The organism is Mesorhizobium sp. M1D.F.Ca.ET.043.01.1.1, from assembly GCF_003952385.1.
Taxonomy (GTDB): domain Bacteria; phylum Pseudomonadota; class Alphaproteobacteria; order Rhizobiales; family Rhizobiaceae; genus Mesorhizobium.
This window is the reverse complement of the sequence record NZ_CP034444.1, coordinates 3,824,664-3,843,453: the sequence shown is the minus strand read 5'-3', so window position 1 is coordinate 3,843,453 and position 18,790 is coordinate 3,824,664. Positions and strand designations below refer to the sequence as shown.

The window sequence follows — 18,790 nt, the reverse complement described above, 5'->3', positions numbered from 1 at the left end:
GCAGAAAATGTCGACCGCAAGCCAAACCACCCCTCGCATTGCCCCCGGCCGTGCCGGTGTAAAGAAAGAACTTCCCGACCATTTCAAAGACTACCGGCACGTGTGGGTCTTCCTCGAGCTCGAACGCGGCAATGTGCATCCTGTATCATTCGAACTGCTGGGCGAAGGCCGCAAATTGGCCGACAAGCTTGAAGTCCAGCTCGCGGGCGTCGTGCTGGGACCGCCGGGCGAGATGGTCGAGGACGCTGTTGCCGAGGCCTTCGCTTACGGGGCGGATCTTGTCTACATCGTCGATGCGCCGCCGCTCGCCGACTACCGGAACGAGCCGTTCGCCAAGGCGCTCACGGATCTGGTCAATACCCATAAACCCGAAATCCTCCTTCTCGGCGCGACCACACTGGGCAGGGATCTTGCAGGCTCGGTAGCGACGACCCTGCAGACGGGGCTCACGGCCGACTGCACCGAACTTGATGTAGATTCCGACGGTTCACTCGCCGCGACCCGTCCGACTTTTGGTGGCTCATTGTTGTGTACGATCTATACACTAAATTACCGGCCGCAAATGGCGACGGTGCGACCAAGGGTCATGCCTATGCCGCAACGGGTGGATAAGCCGGTCGGGCGTGTCATGCGGCACAAGCTGTCGCTCGTTGAGGACGATATCGTCACCAAAGTCCTCGGCTTCCTACCGGATAACCAGTCGGCAATGGCAAATCTTGCCTATGCGGATGTCGTGGTTGCGGGAGGCCTCGGTCTCGGAGCGGCGGAGAACCTTCAGCTTGTGAAGAATCTTGCCCGAGCGATCGGCGCCGAGCATGGCTGTTCGCGCCCCTTGGTCCAGAAGGGCTGGATGCCGGCTGATCGACAGATTGGACAAACTGGCAAGACCATTCGACCGAAGCTTTACATCGCGGCCGGAATTTCCGGCGCCATCCAGCACCGAGTTGGGGTCGAGGGGGCCGATCTCATCGTCGCGATCAACACCGATCCGAACGCGCCGATTTTCGAGTTCGCCCACCTCGGGATCGTCACGGATGCAATCCGCTTCCTGCCCGCACTGACGGAAGCCTTCACCCGGCGGCTGTCGCCGCACAGTCGAGACAAGCTTGCGAGTTGAGGGAGAGGACATGATTGAACAATTCGATGCCATAGTGGTCGGAGCCGGCATGTCTGGAAACGCAGCTGCTTACACTTTGGCAAGCCAGGGGCTGAAGGTACTGCAGTTGGAGCGCGGGGAATATCCGGGCTCTAAGAACGTCCAGGGTGCCATAATGTACGCGAACATGCTGGAGAAGATCATCCCGGACTTCCGGGATGATGCGCCCCTCGAGCGGCACCTGGTCGAACAGCGACTTTGGGTGTTGGACGACACGTCTCACACCGGAATTCATTACCGGTCGGACGACTTCAATGAGGCGAAACCCAACCGCTACACGATCATTCGCGCCCAGTTCGACAAATGGTTTTCCCGCAAGGTGCGCGAGGCTGGCGCGACGGTCCTGTGTGAGACGACCGCGACGGAACTCGTCCGTGATGGCAATGGCAAGGTGATCGGCGTCCGCACAGACCGGGCTGGCGGAGTGGTCTTCGCGAATGTGGTCGTTCTCGCAGAAGGGGTGTCGGGATTGCTTGGCACTCGCGCAGGCCTGCGCGAGATGCCGAAGCCGGAGACCGTGGCGCTTGCCGTCAAGGAAATGCATTTCTTGCCCGAAGAGGTCATTGGCCAGCGGTTCGGGGTCAAGGGCGATGAAGGCTGCGTAATCGAGGCCGTGGGCACGATCTCTCGCAGCATGGCCGGGCTCGGCTTCCTTTACACCAACAAGGAGTCGATATCACTCGGCATCGGCTGCCTGGTCTCGGATTTCGCCGCGACGATGGAGAGCCCGTCCGCCCTCCTGGATGCGATGAAAAACCATCCTTCGATCCGGCCGCTGATCGCTGGCTCGGAGGTGAAAGAATATGCCGCCCATCTTATCCCCGAAGGTGGTTACAAGGCCATTCCGCAGCTCTTCGGCGACGGTTGGGTCATCGTCGGCGACGCAGCGCAACTGAACAATGCCATTCACCGTGAGGGTTCGAACCTTGCCATGACCTCGGGTCGTGTCGCGGCTGAGGCGATCATCAAAGTCAAAAGCCGCAACGGTCCTATGACCAAAGCGAACCTTGCGCTCTACAAGACGATGCTGGATGACTCCTTTGTGATCAAGGATCTTAAGAAATACAAGGACATGCCAGCCTTGCTCCACACCAATTCCAGCAACTTTTTTGACAGCTATCCGCGGCTGATGTCGCATGCCGCTCAGAACTTCATGCGTGTCGACGGCACGCCGAAGATCGAGAAGGAAAAGAACACCACGGCCGCCTTCATCAACGCGCGCTCGCGCTGGGGGTTGGTCAGCGACGCGGTCCGCCTGGCATTGGCATGGCGCTGAAGAGGGTACAAGATGACGATCGCAGTGACGAAGGTTCGTGTCGAGGACAAACTTTACCAGAACCGCTATCTGGTCGATTCCGGCCGCCCCCATATTATAGTGCGACCGCACGACAAGCCAAGCGCGAACTTGCTTGCGTTGACCTACGTCTGTCCGGCGAAATGCTATGAGTTGAATGACAAGGGTCAAGTCGAGATCACCGCCGACGGCTGCATGGAATGCGGCACCTGCCGGATATTGTGCGAGAAAGGCGGCGACATCGAGTGGAACTATCCGCGCGGCGGCTTTGGTGTCCTGTTCAAGTTCGGATGATCAGCCGGACCGTGCCAAGAGCATGCCGGCAGCGAGCAACTGCGGCACACCATGAGCCTCTCCATCCACTTGCAAAGAGCTAGTGAATATTGGCCTTTCGCAATTCAAATTTCCTTGACTCGTTAGCGGTGTCCTCAGGCCACGGCGCTGCCCTGTGCGCCGGACTTACCACCGGTCACGTGGTCGAGCCCCTTTGGGACAACGCCCGGCCATCGTGCCGGATGGCAGCCACAACGGCCGGTGAGCAAGTGGAACGGCACAACCCATGGCAAAGACGTATGTGCTAGTGCATGGTGCCTGGCATGGCGGATGGTGTTGGCGGGACGTGGCTGCCAATCTTCGCAAGATGGGATGCCACGTGACCACGCCGACCAGGTGTCGGCGAACGCGCACGTTTGCTGTGCAAGGACATCACGCCCGACACATTCGTGACCGACATCGTCAACCACATTGTGACGGAAGAGCTGAGCGATGTGATCCTTGTCGGTCACAGTCTAGGCGGCATCAGCATCACCGGCGCCGCCGACCGGATACCCGACCATATCAGCCATCTCGTTTATCTCGACAGCGCCATCGTCGAGAGCGGTCAAAGTGTATTCAGCACCATGCCCCCCGACATCGTCGCGGCCCGTCGAAAATTGGTTGCGGAGGAAGGACGGGGTATCTTCATGCCGACTCCGCCGCCAACAGCATTCGGCATTCCCGAGGGACACTCGCTCACGGACTGGGTGCGGCGCCGGATAACACCGCATCCGGCAGGCACCTACGAAAGCGGACTTAAGCTCGAGCACCCGCTCGGCAACGGCAGACCCCGAACCTATGTCGTCTGCACTAATCCACTCCACCCGCCGATGGCGGGAGCGCGAGAATGGGTCGCGAAGCAGGATGGCTGGGCGTGGCAGGAACTCGCCACTGGCCACGACGCAATGATCCTCGCGCCGACGGAAGTTGCTCTCCTTCTTAGCGCAGTCGGCTGAGGAACCAAGTAGGGTGAGCGGCGGCCGATTCTCAGGCCGTGGCCTTGAGCTCTGGTGCACGGATAGGCCCAACGGGTCGTTCCGGTGGCGCCACCGAAACCACTAGGCGGGAGTGGCCTGTCCTGCCGACGTCGCAAGCTTGCGAGCGTTCCGCCGCGGCCGCAGCCCGTAGCGCCGGGCAACCTCCGAGATCACCGCGTCGGCTCCAGGGTCTCGGAATGACTCCGTGCCTTGTCGTCCATCGACCAATGCCGCCGACCAACAGCGCCGTTGATCACCCTCGAAAACGCCGAGGCTGCCGCTCAGGGTCAATCGTAAGTTCAAGTTCAGACACAAGCCGATCTCCGATCCACCTCAGAATCGGCAGGCCCACAGATCGCGGGTCCTCCTGGAAGGACACAGCGCTTACCCTTGAAATATGGAGAACCATGGCTTTGCGCCGTCGGCAGTTGAGCTGATCTCGCAATGCTATTTCCCCGGCAACGTCCGAGCCGGAGAACTGCGTGCTTGGCGTTCTCCTCTGGAAGGAACCAATCTTTCGGAACGTGGCAATGTCATCGACGAGCTCTCACGGGCCAGCACGATGCCGGTTCGGCGCATCGGCGCCCCCTGAACACGAGATAGCCACTTGCGATTCTAACGATACGGCCGGACGGGGGCTGAGACCGCGGCGGACGGAGCGTGACGGCTGATCGACACAATGGAGAAGGCCGGCTGGGTTCAGGCTAATGCGGCTCGAATTCTCGGCCTCAAGCTGCGACAAGTCGGCTAGGCGATACGCCGGCATAGTATCGAGGTGAAGGAAATTCTAAGAGCCTGATGAGCCAATCGTCAGGCCAGTGGTCTTGCGCGCCCTGTGCGCGACAAGGAGTGCTTCGTGCTTCTGAACGGATTTGGACTTGCACTGTCGCAAGCAGGACAAAATTGTGTCGCGCCGGCCTGACACAATGCGATATCGACCCGAATAGTGAACTGAAGCCGCTTTTTTCAGTTGGTATGGCTCTTGCACCTTGAACCGCGACGTTACCAGCAACGGAGCCGTTTGATGTCCTCACCGACAGTTTCGATTGAGGGGCCGACTAGCACGACATCCGAGGGTTTTCTGGCAGCCGCGAAATCCGGTGGCTGCGCATCGTCCTCCTACGGCTCGTCGCCGACCAGCCCGGGCGAAGGGGATCCGGCTATTTGGGAAAGGATCAAGGATCACCCCTGCTTTTCGGAGGAAGCGCATCATTATTTCGCGCGTATGCATGTGGCGGTCGCGCCGGCTTGCAATGTCCAGTGCAACTATTGCAATCGCAAATACGATTGCGCCAACGAGAGCCGGCCTGGTGTTGTGTCTGAGAAGTTGACGCCCGACCAAGCGCTACGCAAGGTCATCGCCGTTGCCAACAAAGTTCCGCAGCTTTCGGTTCTTGGCATCGCTGGGCCGGGGGATGCCTGTTACGATTGGGAGAAAACGAAGGCAACGCTCGACCGCGTCATCAGGGAAATCCCCGACATAAAGCTGTGCGTCTCCACTAATGGGCTCGTGCTGCCGGACCATGTCGCCGAGCTTGCCGAAATGAATGTTGATCACGTGACGGTCACCATCAACATGGTCGACCCGGAAGTCGGCGCGAAGATCTATCCATGGATCTTTTATGAAAATCGCCGCTACTTCGGCATCGAAGCCGCTCGAATCTTGCACGCGCGGCAGATGCTGGGCCTGGAGATGCTGAGCGCGCGCGGCATCCTCACCAAAATCAACTCGGTGATGATTCCTGGAGTGAACGACCAGCACCTGTTTGAGGTGAACAAAATGGTCAGGGAGCGGGGCGCGTTTCTGCACAACGTGATGCCTCTGATTTCGGACCCGGCGCACGGTACCCACTACGGACTCATCGGGCAGCGCGGCCCAACGGCAATGGAGATGATGGCTCTTCAGGATCGACTTGAAGGTGGCGCCAAGTTGATGCGCCACTGCCGGCAGTGCCGGGCAGATGCTGTCGGCCTGCTCGGTGAAGATCGTGGCCAGGAATTCACGCTGGACGGGATTCCCGACGATGTCGCCTACGATGCTGGCAAGCGTCAGGCCTATCGGCAGGTGGTCGCACACGAGCGCCGTGATCATGAGGCGGCGAGGAGCGAGGCCATCGGTATGGTCAAGGCAACAGACTCCGAAAAGTCGCTTCTGGTTGCGGTGGCCACTAAGGGAGGTGGACGGGTCAACGAACACTTCGGCCACGCGAAGGAATTCCAGGTTTATGAAGTCTCGCCTAGAGGGATCAGCTTGGTCGGGCATCGGAAGGTCGAGCGGTATTGCCTCGGAGGCGGGGGCGAAGACGCCATCCTCGAGGGCGTCATCGCAGCGCTCGAAGGCATACACATAGTGCTATGCGCCAAGATCGGAAATCGCCCGAAGGAACAACTCTCGCGAGCTGGACTGCGCGTAACCGACGCCTATGGCCATGACTACATCGAGACCGCAGTCAGCGCACTTTACGCGGCAGAGTTTGGGATCAGACCACTAGCGGCGACGGCCTGAGCCGTCTCGTCCGATAACCAGGAGTTAGAATGGCTTTAAAGATCATCGCATCCCAATGTACCCAATGCGGGGCCTGCGAGTTCGAATGTCCTTCGGAAGCGATCAAGTTCAAGGGCGACGCCTATGTGATCGATCCAAACAAGTGCACCGAATGCAAGGAGGCCTTCGATACGCAGCAATGCGTGTCGGTCTGTCCGGTACCGAAAACCTGCGTTCCCGCTTGATTCCTACCGAAACGGTCGGGTTCGCCGCACGACGACGCCTGCAACCCGCGACCACAACAAAAGCCTCGAGAAAGGAATGGACAGCATGTGGTCCAGACGCGAACAGGAGGTCGAAATCGGCAGACCGCCACGGTTCATGCAGGGTGAGCGGGTCCGTGCGATACGCCACATAAAAAACGACGGCACCTATCCCGGCAAGGAGATCGGCGAAAACCTCGTGCGGAAGGGCGACGAAGGCTACGTGCGCGACATTGGAACCTTTCTCCAGCAATTCTTCATCTATGCGGTCGAATGGATCGATCGTGGCACGGTCGTCGGCATGCGAGCGCGCGAACTCATTAGCCTCGACAAAGTCGAGGTTCCCTGCGGAGCTGAAGGCATTTCCAACGGGGGAACAGCCGGATGAAAGTAATGATTCGCAGGACCGCTACTGGCTTGTCGGCTTATGTCCCCAAGAAGGATCTCGAAGAGCCGATCACCGAGATTGAGAACGCTGACTTATGGGGCGGGACCGTGACGCTCAGGAACGGTTGGCGGCTCATGCTGCCCGACCTTCCGCGCGACACGCGTTTGCCGATCACCGTCGAGGCGATGAAGATTTCCGACGGGGCCTGATGCCGGTGGGTTCAGTGGCGGAGAGGAAACGCGTATGAACACGATGCTGAGCTGGGACCATCTCGTCGTCGTCCGGGGCAGTTTTGCCAAAAAACTGATTGACCTGCTGAACGGCGCTCTCAAGGCCGATCGAGTGATCCCCTATCTCGGTCCTGGTCTTCTGCAGCTTAACCCACCGGAATCACCTGTACCTTGCACCCCTGAAGATGTCGCCGCGGCCCTCAACAAGCGGGCGCCTGCCCCTTCCAGGATTCGCACCAATATGTGGTCGGTCGCGCAGTTTATCGAGCAGCGCCGACATCGTCGGACTCTCCAAGCGTGGATGGCGGAGATATTCGCAGCCCCCGCCGAGCCGACCGTTCTTCACGCCTGGCTCGCAACCCTTCAACTGTCTGTCATCATCGACAGCTGGTACGATGGCGCCATGCGAGCAGCCCTTGCAGAGGCCGGCCAAACAGACGTTGTCGAGATACAAGGAACGACGCGCGCGACCGGAATCGGTAACATCTGGACGAGAACTTACGATTTGTCAGGAACAGAACTCGAGGCCGAACAAGTGGCTAGGACGGTGCTCTATGCGCCGCACGGCAGCGTCAGGCCGGCGGCAAACTTCCTCGTGGCTGATTCCGATTACGTCGAAGTCCTAACCGAAATTGATATCCAGACGCCGATCCCGGACGCGGTGAAGCAACGGCGCGTCAACCGGGGTTTTTTCTTCGTGGGCTGCCGCTTCAACGATCAGATGCTGCGCACATATGCCAGACAGCTGATGAAGCGCTCCACTGGCCCACATTTTGCGGTGATCGATTCGGCTACGCTGACCAGAAACGAACGTCGTTTCCTTGCCGAAGGCGCAATCACGGTCATCGACATGCCGATCCGCAACGCCGCGGCTCGCCTCGTCGGGGTCGATGCTAGCCAGGATTAATGGCCGGCGATTGCTGGTGAGTCGCTGCTTGCCTCCAAGGGCGAAAACTCAGTTGGGAATACATTCGTGAGTAGTAATGCTAGTGGCAGCACAACGTAGGCTCTGAATTCGTTGGGCGATGTGAAAGGGTCCGCTGCTGCGGGACGTGAGCACGTTGCGGCGGCATTACGCACATGATCTTGTGACCCCCGTGGCAAAAGAACTGAAGCGCCCGAGTCGCGACAACATATGCAGCGCTCAATGGCTTCGACAAAAATTCGGCACAGTTTCGACAGTTCGCATGCACCTCCAGGGTCAACGAGGTTGATTATGCCTGTTTATGTGGGTCGGCCACGCGAGCAGGAATTCCCACTACCTTTGCCCCGGCGGGAACATCTCGTGTGACCACGCAGCCAGCGCCTACCACTGCATTATCACCAATCGTGACGCCAGGCAGAATGATTGCTCCACCGCCGATCCAGACACGGCTGCCAATGTGAACAGGACGCCCGACCTGCAGGCCGGCCTGCCGCTGCTCGGCATCATGTGGATGATCGGCGGTATAAATCTGCACAGCAGGCCCAATTGCCGTTCCTTGCCCGATTTTGACCTCTACCACGTCAAGAATAACGCAGTTGAAGTTGATGTAGGCATTGGCTCCAATGCGGATATTGAATCCGTAGTCGCAAAAAAAGGGCGGACGGATGACCGTTCCGCGCCCAACCTCTCCCAGCCGCTCGGACAAAAGCTCATGCCAATGCCCCGTGGTCTGCCCCAGCGTATCATTGTACCGCTTGAGCCAAGCCCCGGTGGCCAACAGGTCAGCTTGGATCTCCGGATCCGCCGCATTGTAAAACTCGCCTGCGAGCATCTTTTCTTTTTGGCTACGCATCATAGTCTCCCGTCAGGTCGTGTCCCGTACAGTGATGCAGGAACGCACATCAAACTGCCTCGGCAACTTTGTAACTCGGTCTTGCCGGGCGCGCGGTCGGTCACGAGCCGGGGCGACAGTTTCGTCTCGACCAACTTCCGCGAATTTGGATATCGCAGATCAACCGGTCGCAGGGGCCAATACCTGACGAGGTCGGCAACTGTCCAGCGGTCGAACTCACTTTCATGCCCATCTCAGATTGCGTGATATCGAGCGGTAAGCCATCAGCTAATGTATCGACCAGGTCCCGCCAGCGGAGATCTGCGCGTCGCCTCTACGCATGCTGGCGTGTCACCAATAATACATCGATTATTTCTGGATCCAGGCACGTCGAATTGATTTGCCTTGCGGTGTAGAGCGAAGTTACTAGCCATAGGATTACTCCTTTTTAGTTTGTCAGTCGCAGAGCCCCAGTATGACTACGTGGTAGAAAGCACACGGCCGGAATCTTGGCAGCGCTGTTCACACCCACTTCGTAAGCCTGGCCGATGGGCTCGCCAGAGCACCAATGCTTGACCTGCTCCAGCTCTTGCTCGGCGGGTTGTTTCAGAGACGCTTGATCTCGATACCGCGTTTTCTCAGCACGTAGCCGATCTGGCGCGGGGTCAAACCGAGCAGGCGCGCCGCCTTTGCCTGCACCCAGCCACACTTTTCCATGGCAGCAATGACCGTATCGGCATCGGGCACCCTACCACGACTCGTGGCAGGGCCTATCGGCGCTTGCCCGTCGCCGACGGGCGGGGCGGCACAGGCGGCGGAAGGCTGGATCGTAGTCGACTTCTCTGACGTCGGCGGTCCGTTCTTCCACAGCGCCGCGGCCAAGCACTGATCCGCGTAACAGGCAAAGTCAGTTCTGAGGATTGATGGACCCGTCGCCAGAACTGCCGTCCGTTGAACGCAGTTTTCGAGCTCTCGGATGTTGCCTGGAAATTCGCAGTTCATTAGCACCTCAATCGCTTCGGGAGCGAAGGTCAGCGTGTGATCATTCTCAGTATTGAAATTCTTGAGAAACTGAGCGGCCAAGAGCGGAATATCACCTCGCCTTTCGCGCAATGCCGGCACGCGTAAAGTGACGACGTTGATGCGATAATAGAGGTCTTGCCGGAACTCCTTGCGTTGAACTGCCGTTTCCAAGTCCCTGTTCGTTGCGGCAATCACGCGAACATCAACTTTAATGGTGTGGTTGCTGCCGACGCGCTCAAACTCCTGCTCCTGCAGGACACGCAGCAGCTTAGCCTGGAACGAACCTGATATTTCGCCAATCTCGTCCAGAAACAATGTGCCTTTGTCGGCAGCCTCAAAGCGCCCCTTGCGCAAACTGCTCGCGTCGGTGAAGGCACCCTTCTCATGACCGAACAAGTCAGATTCCAGAAGCGTCTCGGTGAGCGCCGCGCAATTGACCTTGATGAAGGGCTGCTTGGCGCGAGGCGAGAGCTCGTGAATGGCTTTGGCAACCAGCTCCTTACCGGTTCCGGATTCACCTCGCAACAGGACCGTAGTCTTCGCCTTGGCCACCTTGACAAGGTGCTCACGCAGCTTGCGCAGCGCCTGACTATCGCCAAGCATCTCCTTGCTGATCTTTTTACGTTCCATTTGGCAGCCCATCCCACTCCGCCACCCGCCGGTAGAACTGCACTGGACGGTGAGCTGTGTTGTATTTCGTCATCATCATTCTCGATCTCACCTTTGTTGCTTCGAAATTTTCGGCGCGCGGACGCCCTCGGCAAATGGCAATGGCGCCTGAGCATCGTTGCCTTTCACCAGGACGAGCGTCTTCCTCCGCGCGGGCGCTCGCAATATGCGGTTTGCGCAGGCCTTTACTCGACCGGTCGCTGTTCTGTCCGGCTTCTGCCGCACCGCAGCCTGCAAACTCATCCTTGACAAGAAAGGAGGGGAGTCAACCGAGCTCTCCTTGCATTTATGCAAGGAAAATTGTCAGTTTGATAGAATTCTATCAAAACGGCAGAAACGCCCCGCCCCAGTTTGGCTGTACCTGCGGCGTTCAGCGTACGTGACGACATGTGCGGACTTGTCCCAATTGCCATCCGAGTTGTGCGGAACAGTAGCTGCTGCGCTGTTCGCTTCAACCGCGTGAGGCCGGAGACAGTAGAGACGGCGGCTCGTCGAGCGAGGTTTCATTGTTCGGCTACTAAACCGGCTGTCCTTTGGTGGGAGTTGGTTTCGCCCAAGTTCTGGGCCTGGGGGCGTCTAGCCCGTTTCGCCGCACAGGCTCCTTCCACATCGTCGAGGCCGAGAAGGAGGGACCCCACAGCTCTCCCTGTATCACAATGCCCCGCCCCTCAAGCAGCTAGATACGACAGGTGACCTCAAATGAGGCGTCTTGCATGGCTTCTACACCTGCCTGAATGCCAGAACTGCGTTCGTACCGCCCATGGCGAAGGCGTTGCTCATGGCGACGCGCACCTTGCGCTCGCGCGGCACATTGGGTGTGATGTCGAGGTCGCAAGCGGGATCTGGCTCGCGATAGTTGGCGGTCGGCGGCACGACGTCCTCTTGGATTGCCATCACGCAGGCGATCATTTCAAGCGCGCTCGCTGCGCCGAGGCAATGCGCGTGCGTGGACTTGGTGGAAGAGATGGACATCGAATAAGCGTGGTTTCCAAACACACGCTTGATCGCCGCCGTTTCAGTCTGATCATTGCTTTTGGTACCGGTGCCGTGCGCGTTGAGGTAGTCGACGTCCTCGGCATTCAGCCCGGCATCGGCAAGGCAGGCGCGCATCGCCGACGCTGGCCCCTCGACAGATGGCGCGGCAATGTGGAAGGCATCGGCGGAAAGGCCGACGCCGGCGATCTCGGCAAGAATTGTGGCACCACGCCTCGTGGCATGCTCGTAGCTTTCCAGCACGGCCATGCCCGCACCCTCGCCCAGCACCAGGCCCTTCCTATCGGCGGAGAAGGGCCGGCAGGTATCGGGTGAAAGCACGCGCATTGCTTCCCATGCTTTCAGCACGCCCCATGCGAAGGGTGCGTCGCTGCCTCCGGAAACCATTACGTCGGCCCGGCCCAGCTTGATCTGGTCCACCGCCGAGGCGATCGCATGGTTGGCCGAGGCACATGCGGAGGTCACCCCGAAGACCGGCCCGCGCAAGCCGAGGCTCAAGCTCACCTGGCCGGCGGCGGCGCTTGGCATCGTTTTGGGTACAGCGAGGATGCCAACTCGCCTCGCGCCGTCCAAAAGGAGGGCCCGGTAAGTTTCCTCCATCACATCCCAGCCCAAGCCGCCGACGCCCACTGTCGCGCCGAAGCGATGGGCATTCCCCTCGTCGCAGGAAAGTCCGGCCTGCCGCATGGCTTCGCGCGCTGCAAGCACGGCGAGCAAGCTGAAGCGGGCCATGGAGACGAACTGCTTGCGATTGATGTCGTGCTGGGGCAGCGCCTTGATCTCAGCGCCGGTCATGCCCTCCAGGTCATGAAGCTCGGAATTGGCGATCGGGCCGATGGCGGAGCGGCCTTCGCGCATCTCTTTCCACATAGAGGCGGCGTCGGTGCCCAGTCCGCACAGGCCGCCCACTCCGGTGATAACGACGCGCCTGTCCATTCAAGCCTCCTTCGCAAGCAAGCCGCGGACGGCTTCCACGACGTCGCCGACATTCTTGAGATTGGACCAGGCATCGGCCGTGTTCATGTCGATCTTGATGCCGTAGGCCTGCTCCACATCCCAGAGGACGTCCGCCAAACCCAGCGAATCAAACCCGAGCGCGTCCAGTTCCGTGGCGATTGTTATCTCGCCGACGAATGACGTAGGCATTCCCTCACCGCTCTCCGACTCGGCGCGTTTCTTGATCAGGGCAATGACGTCCGTTGCGAATTGATCGGCCATTCTGTTTCCTGTCTTTCTTTCCCGCGTTTCGACCTGGACGCGGCTCAGTTCCTGAGGCGCGCCGCGTCGCGAAAGCCATCACGCTTGGGCAACTGACAAAGCCCAATGCTCATAAAGCCGGATCAGGTCCGGCCGGTGTGTGGCGTAGGTGCAGTATGACGATGTGAGCCGCTACACCGTGCGCGTCTCCCAGTCTGTCCATAGGCTCGGAAGAAGTCGGACCCGGTCAGTTGCAACTCCCTTTCCCAGCACTCCACTGCCCGGTAGAGCGCATGAAAAATCTCCTTTCGGGCGGTTTCTTAAGACGCTCGCCACGCCATGAGGCAGTGGGGGCATCGGTGTGCGTCAGGTGCTTCTGCCCATGCAGGATTCCAGAACATTGATGAAATCGTTTGTTTCGATGAAAGGCATCCACACTTTGGATAGTTGACCACGCGTTTCAAAGATCGTGAACTACATCTCGTCGTTGTGCTCGACGCACTCCCGACAGAGCGCAACCTCATGGGCGCGGCATGCAGGATTAACCGAGCCCAGCCGGTCATGAGTGCGGCCGGCGCTCGGCTGCTCGATTATTTGCGCGATAAGCTCGCGACCATGTCCGCGGAGGTATTCAAACTTAACGCTGCGTCCGGGAGCTCTTGCCCTCCAGTTCGCGACGCTCTCCCGCCCATCCAGTGCTCGTTTATTTCGTCGGATAGTTTGACCCGGCTCTACCGAATCGCCGCTTCAGGATCATTCTTCCCGATTTCGTCACGCTCGTATTTTCTGCCGCGTCCTACACCGATTGGGCGCGAACAAAACTGAGCGCCTTGGAACCCGAACCCGTGCGTCGTGACCGGGAGCATCCGGGGCGAACTCATCCGCTCGGGGGCATCGCATCACCGGACGGCGACAGGCACGGTCGACCGGCATCTCGGCATCGGCTGGGAATTCGTCCATGGTCTGCATTGGCGACGACGCTTCCTGAGGCCACGTAGCCCTTATGCCAAGCTGGGCGCCCGGTTTGCGGCATCCGTGCCTACCCTCTTCGGACCTCGTGGGTTCCAACCGGCGACGAGGCGTGCATAGGCGCCCTCGGCCTGCTCCACCCAGCGGCGCTCTTCTTCCCGGTGGCTCTTTATGTTGTAGGCGTGCGCTCCCTTTTGGCCGCGCACAGCCTTGCTCCCGGCCTTGAGTTCCACATCGCGCAAGCTTCTTGGCATGCAGGGAGGGTCGAGCCTACGCGTAACTCTCGCCCTTCTCAACAGATGACAGATCACGACAGAGAGTTTGCGTGCGGTTGCCACGGCCGCGACATGCTGTCCGCGCCGGGCTCGCACGCCGCAGGGAGAAGGCTCGCAACGGTCCGGGAGCACGAGCGGCCGCCCAGGCCGCCTCGACGAGCATGCCGCGCGCATGACCACGGCCCTGCTTGGTGATCCGCCCATGGTAGGCCGGACCTGGCCGGACTGCTGGACGCTTGGGTTCAACCCGAGATAGGTCACGAGCTTCTGCGGATCGTCGAAGCGCGACACGTCGCCGATCGCCGCCCTTCATCGCCAGCGCGACGGTGATGTCGACGCCGGGAATGGTCATCAGCCGCTTCACGCCTTCATCCTCGAGAGCCGAGCGGACAAGATCGCGTTCGATGACCTGGAGGTCTTCGCCCAATCGGTCGAACTCGCGCAGATGCCCATCGATCGCGAGGCGCTCGTCCTGCGGTACGACCTGCTCGATTACCAGGTCCGACCCTTGGCGCCGCACAGGTCGGCATGCGGGCAGGACGGATCAGGTGGCTATGAAGGATCGACTGGATGACGCTCTTCAATCGAGATCTCTGTCGGACAATCTGATTGCGCCGTGTCACCTGTCGACGCAGAGCCTGCGTCGGCTCGTCCGCAATCCAGACTTCTGGCAAGAAGCCGCTGGCATAGAGCTGCGCAAGAACGTCGGCGTCGATCGTCGTTTTGATCTTGGCATAGGCAACGATAAACACCTGTTTCGGCTTGGCGATCCCCACCTTCTTCACATGCGGCGCAATCACAGCTGCAGCGGACGTCGCGCTGCCGGTGGCCTCGATCACCCCGACATCGTTCGGCGACAGCTTCGCGGCGAACGCCGCCAGCAGATCGCGCCGCATGTCGACGCGGCCGAGTCGCCTGAGCCTGCCCTCCTCCCATGCCACTGCTTCGGCGAAGGCGCGGTGAATATCCAGTCCGATGATAAGCATGCCCGTTCCTCCTTCTTGGCTCGGTCAAAGACGGGAGCTGGCGGGCAACACGACATCTACTGATCCGCGCTCGCAGCGCATCCGGGAAAGTCGCCAGGGGCGGCCATGTAACGAGCTCGGGCTCTCAGCCCACGGTCTATTGACGGCCTGCCTGCACCTTTGTGCTCCCGGTGCCCCACGTCCCGGATGGGCTCACCATAAGGGCGTTCCAAAACAAGAACAGCAGGACGAGAAGACACCACAGATCACATACCGGATAGCGGCAAGGCCAAGCGCTTCGTTCAGATAGGCTTGCGCCAATGGGCTTAGGCCGAGCCTACAACAGCTCTCAAAAACGCTGCCGGACTGCTGCATTGGCTCGCCGATACAATTGGCACAGGCCTCACGGCAGCTTAGGATCAAACCGCCCATCAGTCGCCTCGGACTGGAAAGGTGCACCCTATTAGATTCCACGCCCAGCTAGGTCGGGGCCGCCGAAGACGCTGGTTGATAGCCCGGCGCCATCGGCCCGGCGTTTCAAACTGCCAATCTCTGACCTGCACAGTACGAACGATTGCTCGCTTCGGCAGATCACGCGGCTCATATGTCGGACCTTAACGTCATCCATCATAAACTTTTTGCGACAAAAGATTGCAAGAATGCTAAATTGTTAAAGTCGTTTGTTTCGGTTAAAGGCATCCATCCCATGGATGGCTGATGACATGCGTTTCAAAGGACTTGATCTAAATCTCCTCGTTGTGCTCGACGCACTCCTGACGGAGCGTAATCTCTCGGCGGCGGCACGCAGGATCAACCTGAGTCAGCCCGCCATGAGTGCGGCCGTCGCCCGACTGCGCGATTATTTCCGCGATGAACTGTTTACGATAAGAGGTCGCGAACGATTTCTAACCCCGCGTGCGGCAGCATTTGCCCCCGCAGTTCGCGACGCTCTCCAGCACATCCAGTGCTCGATTATTTCTTCGGATCCGTTTGACCCAGCTCGAGCCGATCGCCTCTTCAGGATCATTCTTTCCGATTTCGTCACGCTCGTGTTTTTCGAAAAGCTTGTGGAGCGTATTTCACGGGAAGCCCCCGCCGTCAGCTTCGAACTGCTGCCTGTCGACGATAGCCCCGATGAGCTTCTCCGGCGCGGTGACGTCGATTTTCTAATTCTACCGGATATGTTCACGTCGAGTGTGCATTCAAGCATTGCGCTGTTTGACGAGAAGCTCGTGTGCGTAGGCTGTCCCACAAACAAGCAGCTGCCACAGCAGCTTACATTCGAGAGATACATGTCGATGAGGCACGTCGCGGTCAGGTTCGGGCGTACGATGAAGCCGTCTATCGAGGAATGGTTTTTGCTTGAGCATGGCCTTAAGAGACGTGTCGAGGTCGCCGTGCAGGGCTTCAGCATGATTCCACCTATGGTGTCCGGCACAGCTCGTATAGCGACCATGCCCTTACGGCTGGTCAGGCATTTCGAAAAAACGTTCCCCCTGCGGGTTATCGAACTTCCGCTGCCATTTCCCACATTCACCGAGACCCTCCAATGGCCGGCCCTCCACAATAGCGATCCGGCAAGCATCTGGATGCGGGAGATAATGATACAGGAGGCATCTCGGATGGCTGCCCCGCTGTGAACCCTCGGAAAATTCAGGCGCACCTATAGTCACTACACCTGTCACCATCTACTTTGACGACAATAGCCCTCGCCGGATAAAGTCGATGCTGGCGGCAAGTGCGCCTGCGAGATCGTCCAGAGAATGGACTTCCTCGATCAGCTCGAACGAGAAAGGTCCCGCGTAGCCGCCATCCAGCAGCGCCTGAATCTGGCTGCCATTGTCGGAACCTGCAAGAAAGCGATCGGGGTAAATCCAGAAGGTCGGGTCGTTTACGCTTGAAATGTGCACCAGGCCGGTAAGCTCGCAGAACAGGCATGTCTCCCCGGCCAGGGTGTGGTGGAACGTGTCGTGCACGAGGCGAAAGACGGACTGGCCATCAACCGCGGCAACGGCCTCGGCCGCTTCCTTCTTTGATCGAAGCGAGCAGGTTCGGAAACCCAGCGGCTCGATGAGACCGATCAGACCCCGCGACTGGAGGATTGGCTTGATCTCGTTTAGAGCGAAACGAAGATTGTCCTGGCGCTCGCTATTGGTGGGCCACGAGCTGCGGTTGGCCGGCACCAACACGAGCGTCTCTGCCCCGCACGCCGTCGCATAATCGGCGAGGTTGCTTGCCTCGGCCTGACGCGTTGGAGTCCAGTCGTTGAACCGCTGCAAGGCGTTGACAGAGATGATCGTGACGCCCGCTTCGGTAGCGGCAAACCGAACGTCCGCAGCCGGAATGCCGCGTGCGACAGGATTGCTGAAATGAGGGTAACGGATTTGGACGTCGGTCAGGCCTTGGTCACGGGCAAGCGCGAAAAGCGCACTGACGTCAAGGCGGGGCGCCGCCATGTGATCGAGTGCAAAGCGGGGCGATACCTGGCGCATTGCTTGACTTTCCTTCCATGAAGCGCGGCTGCCATTTCGGCATCCGGCTTCTTTCAAGACGGAACCACGCCGGTTCACAGATCGGACAGAGACGGCCGAGTCAATCGAGCTTTCCTTTCATCGGTGAAAGGAAAATGGGCGCTCATGATAGAAATCCATCAAGGTCAAATATTTTCCGGAAGATAAATGTCGAACGGCAGAAATGTCTGCCCCGGGCTCTCCGCGACGCCGGCTTTGATGGCCCGCTCCATTGCCATTATCAGCTCCTGGCAAAGTCGGCGCATTGGCGTGCCGACCGCCATCGTCAAGATGTCATCCGCAAGCGCCCCACGTGACTGCGGCGTCATTTCACTCACGATCGCGACGAGATCCTGACCGCTCCCCTCTTCTCGGAGCGCGGAAATTGCTCCCTCTATACCCCCGCCGGCCATATAGAAGCCGACGAGCTCTGGTTCCCGCTGCATAAGATCCAGCAATTTTTCGTAAGTGAGCTGCCGTTCATCAAGGTTCACGAGCGGATCAAGCACCTCGAATTTGGGCGCGTTCTCACGAAAATAGGCACGAAAGGCCGTTTCCCGCGTCGCATGCGCCTGGAAGCGATGGCTTCCGACAAACACCGCCACCTTGCCGGGCCGTTTTGCGGCCTTGGAAAACACCCAAGCGGCAGTCCGTCCGACCTTGCTGTTGTTGAGGCCGATGTAGCCCTCGCGCACGCCATCGGCGAAGTCGGATAACAGCGAAAATACCGGGATACCTTTCGCCTTGAGCTCCTCGACTGATGCTGTGATTTTCGGGTGATCGGCCGCCACCATGGCGATCGCCTGGCAGCGGCTTCCAAGGTCCTTAAGAAGCGGGAGCAGGTCACGCGGCAAATGTGACTGCGCGAACTCGATGATCGGAAGGCCGTGGAAGGATTTAGCCATACTGACCGACTCTTCAATATTGCGAGCGAAATCTTGGTAAAAATCGTGGGCAGGTTTTCTCAAGATGAAGCCCAGCTTGTAGTGCGGCAGGTGCTGCTGCAAGCGCTGTTTGATGAGACCGGCAGCATGATAGCCGATCGCGTGCGCGGCCGCATGGACCCGCTGGGCGGTCTCCTCTCGCACCGGAAGGCGGACGTTCAGAACCCGATCGACTGTTGCTACGCTGACTCCGGCTTCGCGGGCGAGATCGGCAATTGTGACGCGCTTTCCCCTAGCGATTCTGATCGGCCGGTCCTCCGTCATCCGGTGCGATCCCGCGACGGCTTGGGGCGGCAAGCTGAAATAGTTACCACACCCCACGGTTGATAACGCATTCGACGAACAGCGCTCCATGCGGACCCAGATGAGTTTCCGTGAAC

General features: G+C 59.3%; 17 protein-coding genes and 2 pseudogenes. 11 read left to right on the top strand and 8 right to left on the bottom strand.

What is annotated here, in order from left to right; genetic code table 11:
• Positions 1-7 precede the first annotated feature (7 nt).
• From EJ067_RS18790 to EJ067_RS18745, 10 genes are all read left to right on the top strand, one after another.
• Positions 8-1,117, top strand: a complete 1,110-nt coding sequence (locus tag EJ067_RS18790) for an electron transfer flavoprotein subunit alpha/FixB family protein (protein ID WP_126063815.1) — start codon at positions 8-10, stop codon at positions 1,115-1,117.
• Between the two features lie 10 nt (positions 1,118-1,127).
• Complete coding sequence (locus tag EJ067_RS18785; RefSeq protein WP_126080604.1) at positions 1,128-2,432, top strand: FAD-binding protein; 1,305 nt, start codon at positions 1,128-1,130, stop codon at positions 2,430-2,432.
• Positions 2,433-2,444: 12 nt separating this feature from the next.
• On the top strand, positions 2,445-2,744 hold the full coding sequence (locus EJ067_RS18780; protein ID WP_024505235.1) for a ferredoxin family protein: 300 nt from the start codon (positions 2,445-2,447) through the stop codon (positions 2,742-2,744).
• Positions 2,745-3,139: 395 nt separating this feature from the next.
• The gene (locus EJ067_RS18775) at positions 3,140-3,721 is read left to right on the top strand and encodes an alpha/beta fold hydrolase (RefSeq protein ID WP_287152319.1); all 582 of its coding nucleotides are present in this window, start codon (positions 3,140-3,142) and stop codon (positions 3,719-3,721) included.
• A gap of 700 nt (positions 3,722-4,421) precedes the next feature.
• On the top strand, positions 4,422-4,493 hold the full coding sequence (locus EJ067_RS34960; RefSeq protein WP_245467364.1) for a helix-turn-helix domain-containing protein: 72 nt from the start codon (positions 4,422-4,424) through the stop codon (positions 4,491-4,493).
• 273 nt (positions 4,494-4,766) lie between these two features.
• Positions 4,767-6,248 carry a nitrogenase cofactor biosynthesis protein NifB gene (gene nifB, locus EJ067_RS18765; protein WP_024505233.1) on the top strand — a complete coding sequence of 494 codons (1,482 nt, stop codon included), beginning with the start codon at positions 4,767-4,769 and terminating at the stop codon, positions 6,246-6,248.
• Between the two features lie 29 nt (positions 6,249-6,277).
• A complete protein-coding gene (locus EJ067_RS18760; RefSeq protein ID WP_024505232.1) occupies positions 6,278-6,472 on the top strand; it encodes a 4Fe-4S binding protein in 195 nt (64 codons plus the stop codon).
• Positions 6,473-6,557: 85 nt separating this feature from the next.
• Positions 6,558-6,878 (top strand): nitrogen fixation protein NifZ, encoded by a 321-nt coding sequence (locus EJ067_RS18755; RefSeq protein WP_024505231.1) that lies wholly within the window; start codon positions 6,558-6,560, stop codon positions 6,876-6,878.
• Positions 6,875-7,087, top strand: coding sequence for a putative nitrogen fixation protein NifT (gene nifT / locus EJ067_RS18750; protein WP_024505230.1), 213 nt, complete (start codon positions 6,875-6,877; stop codon positions 7,085-7,087). Before EJ067_RS18755 ends, nifT begins: the two co-directional genes overlap by 4 nt.
• 34 nt (positions 7,088-7,121) lie before the next feature.
• Positions 7,122-8,015 carry an SIR2 family protein gene (locus EJ067_RS18745; RefSeq protein ID WP_024505229.1) on the top strand — a complete coding sequence of 298 codons (894 nt, stop codon included), beginning with the start codon at positions 7,122-7,124 and terminating at the stop codon, positions 8,013-8,015.
• Positions 8,016-8,322: 307 nt separating this feature from the next.
• Here EJ067_RS18745 and EJ067_RS18740 read toward each other — a convergent pair whose 3' ends face one another.
• From EJ067_RS18740 to EJ067_RS35835, 6 genes and pseudogenes are all read right to left on the bottom strand, one after another.
• Positions 8,323-8,889 carry a sugar O-acetyltransferase gene (locus EJ067_RS18740; protein WP_024505228.1) on the bottom strand — a complete coding sequence of 189 codons (567 nt, stop codon included), beginning with the start codon at positions 8,887-8,889 and terminating at the stop codon, positions 8,323-8,325.
• Positions 8,890-9,471: 582 nt separating this feature from the next.
• Positions 9,472-10,515: pseudogene (gene nifA / locus EJ067_RS18735) on the bottom strand (nif-specific transcriptional activator NifA); the annotation flags it as partial.
• A 762-nt stretch (positions 10,516-11,277) separates the two neighbouring features.
• A complete protein-coding gene (locus tag EJ067_RS18730) occupies positions 11,278-12,486 on the bottom strand; it encodes a beta-ketoacyl-[acyl-carrier-protein] synthase family protein (RefSeq protein WP_126057636.1) in 1,209 nt (402 codons plus the stop codon).
• On the bottom strand, positions 12,487-12,768 hold the full coding sequence (locus EJ067_RS18725; protein ID WP_126057635.1) for an acyl carrier protein: 282 nt from the start codon (positions 12,766-12,768) through the stop codon (positions 12,487-12,489).
• 1,218 nt (positions 12,769-13,986) lie between these two features.
• The gene (locus tag EJ067_RS35840) at positions 13,987-14,511 is read right to left on the bottom strand and encodes a transposase (RefSeq protein WP_245265439.1); all 525 of its coding nucleotides are present in this window, start codon (positions 14,509-14,511) and stop codon (positions 13,987-13,989) included.
• 91 nt (positions 14,512-14,602) lie between these two features.
• Positions 14,603-14,977, bottom strand: a pseudogene (locus tag EJ067_RS35835) (IS110 family transposase); the annotation flags it as partial.
• 701 nt (positions 14,978-15,678) lie between these two features.
• Between EJ067_RS35835 and EJ067_RS18715 the strand changes: the two are divergent.
• On the top strand, positions 15,679-16,596 hold the full coding sequence (locus EJ067_RS18715; protein WP_024505887.1) for a LysR family transcriptional regulator: 918 nt from the start codon (positions 15,679-15,681) through the stop codon (positions 16,594-16,596).
• Positions 16,597-16,644: 48 nt separating this feature from the next.
• On the opposite strand, the gene EJ067_RS18710 is transcribed toward EJ067_RS18715, so the two are convergent.
• Together EJ067_RS18710 and EJ067_RS18705 are read right to left on the bottom strand one after the other, a co-directional pair.
• Positions 16,645-17,448, bottom strand: coding sequence for a TIM barrel protein (locus tag EJ067_RS18710; RefSeq protein ID WP_024505888.1), 804 nt, complete (start codon positions 17,446-17,448; stop codon positions 16,645-16,647).
• A 164-nt stretch (positions 17,449-17,612) separates the two neighbouring features.
• Positions 17,613-18,674, bottom strand: a complete 1,062-nt coding sequence (locus EJ067_RS18705) for a LacI family DNA-binding transcriptional regulator (RefSeq protein WP_024505889.1) — start codon at positions 18,672-18,674, stop codon at positions 17,613-17,615.
• Positions 18,675-18,790: the final 116 nt, after the last annotated feature.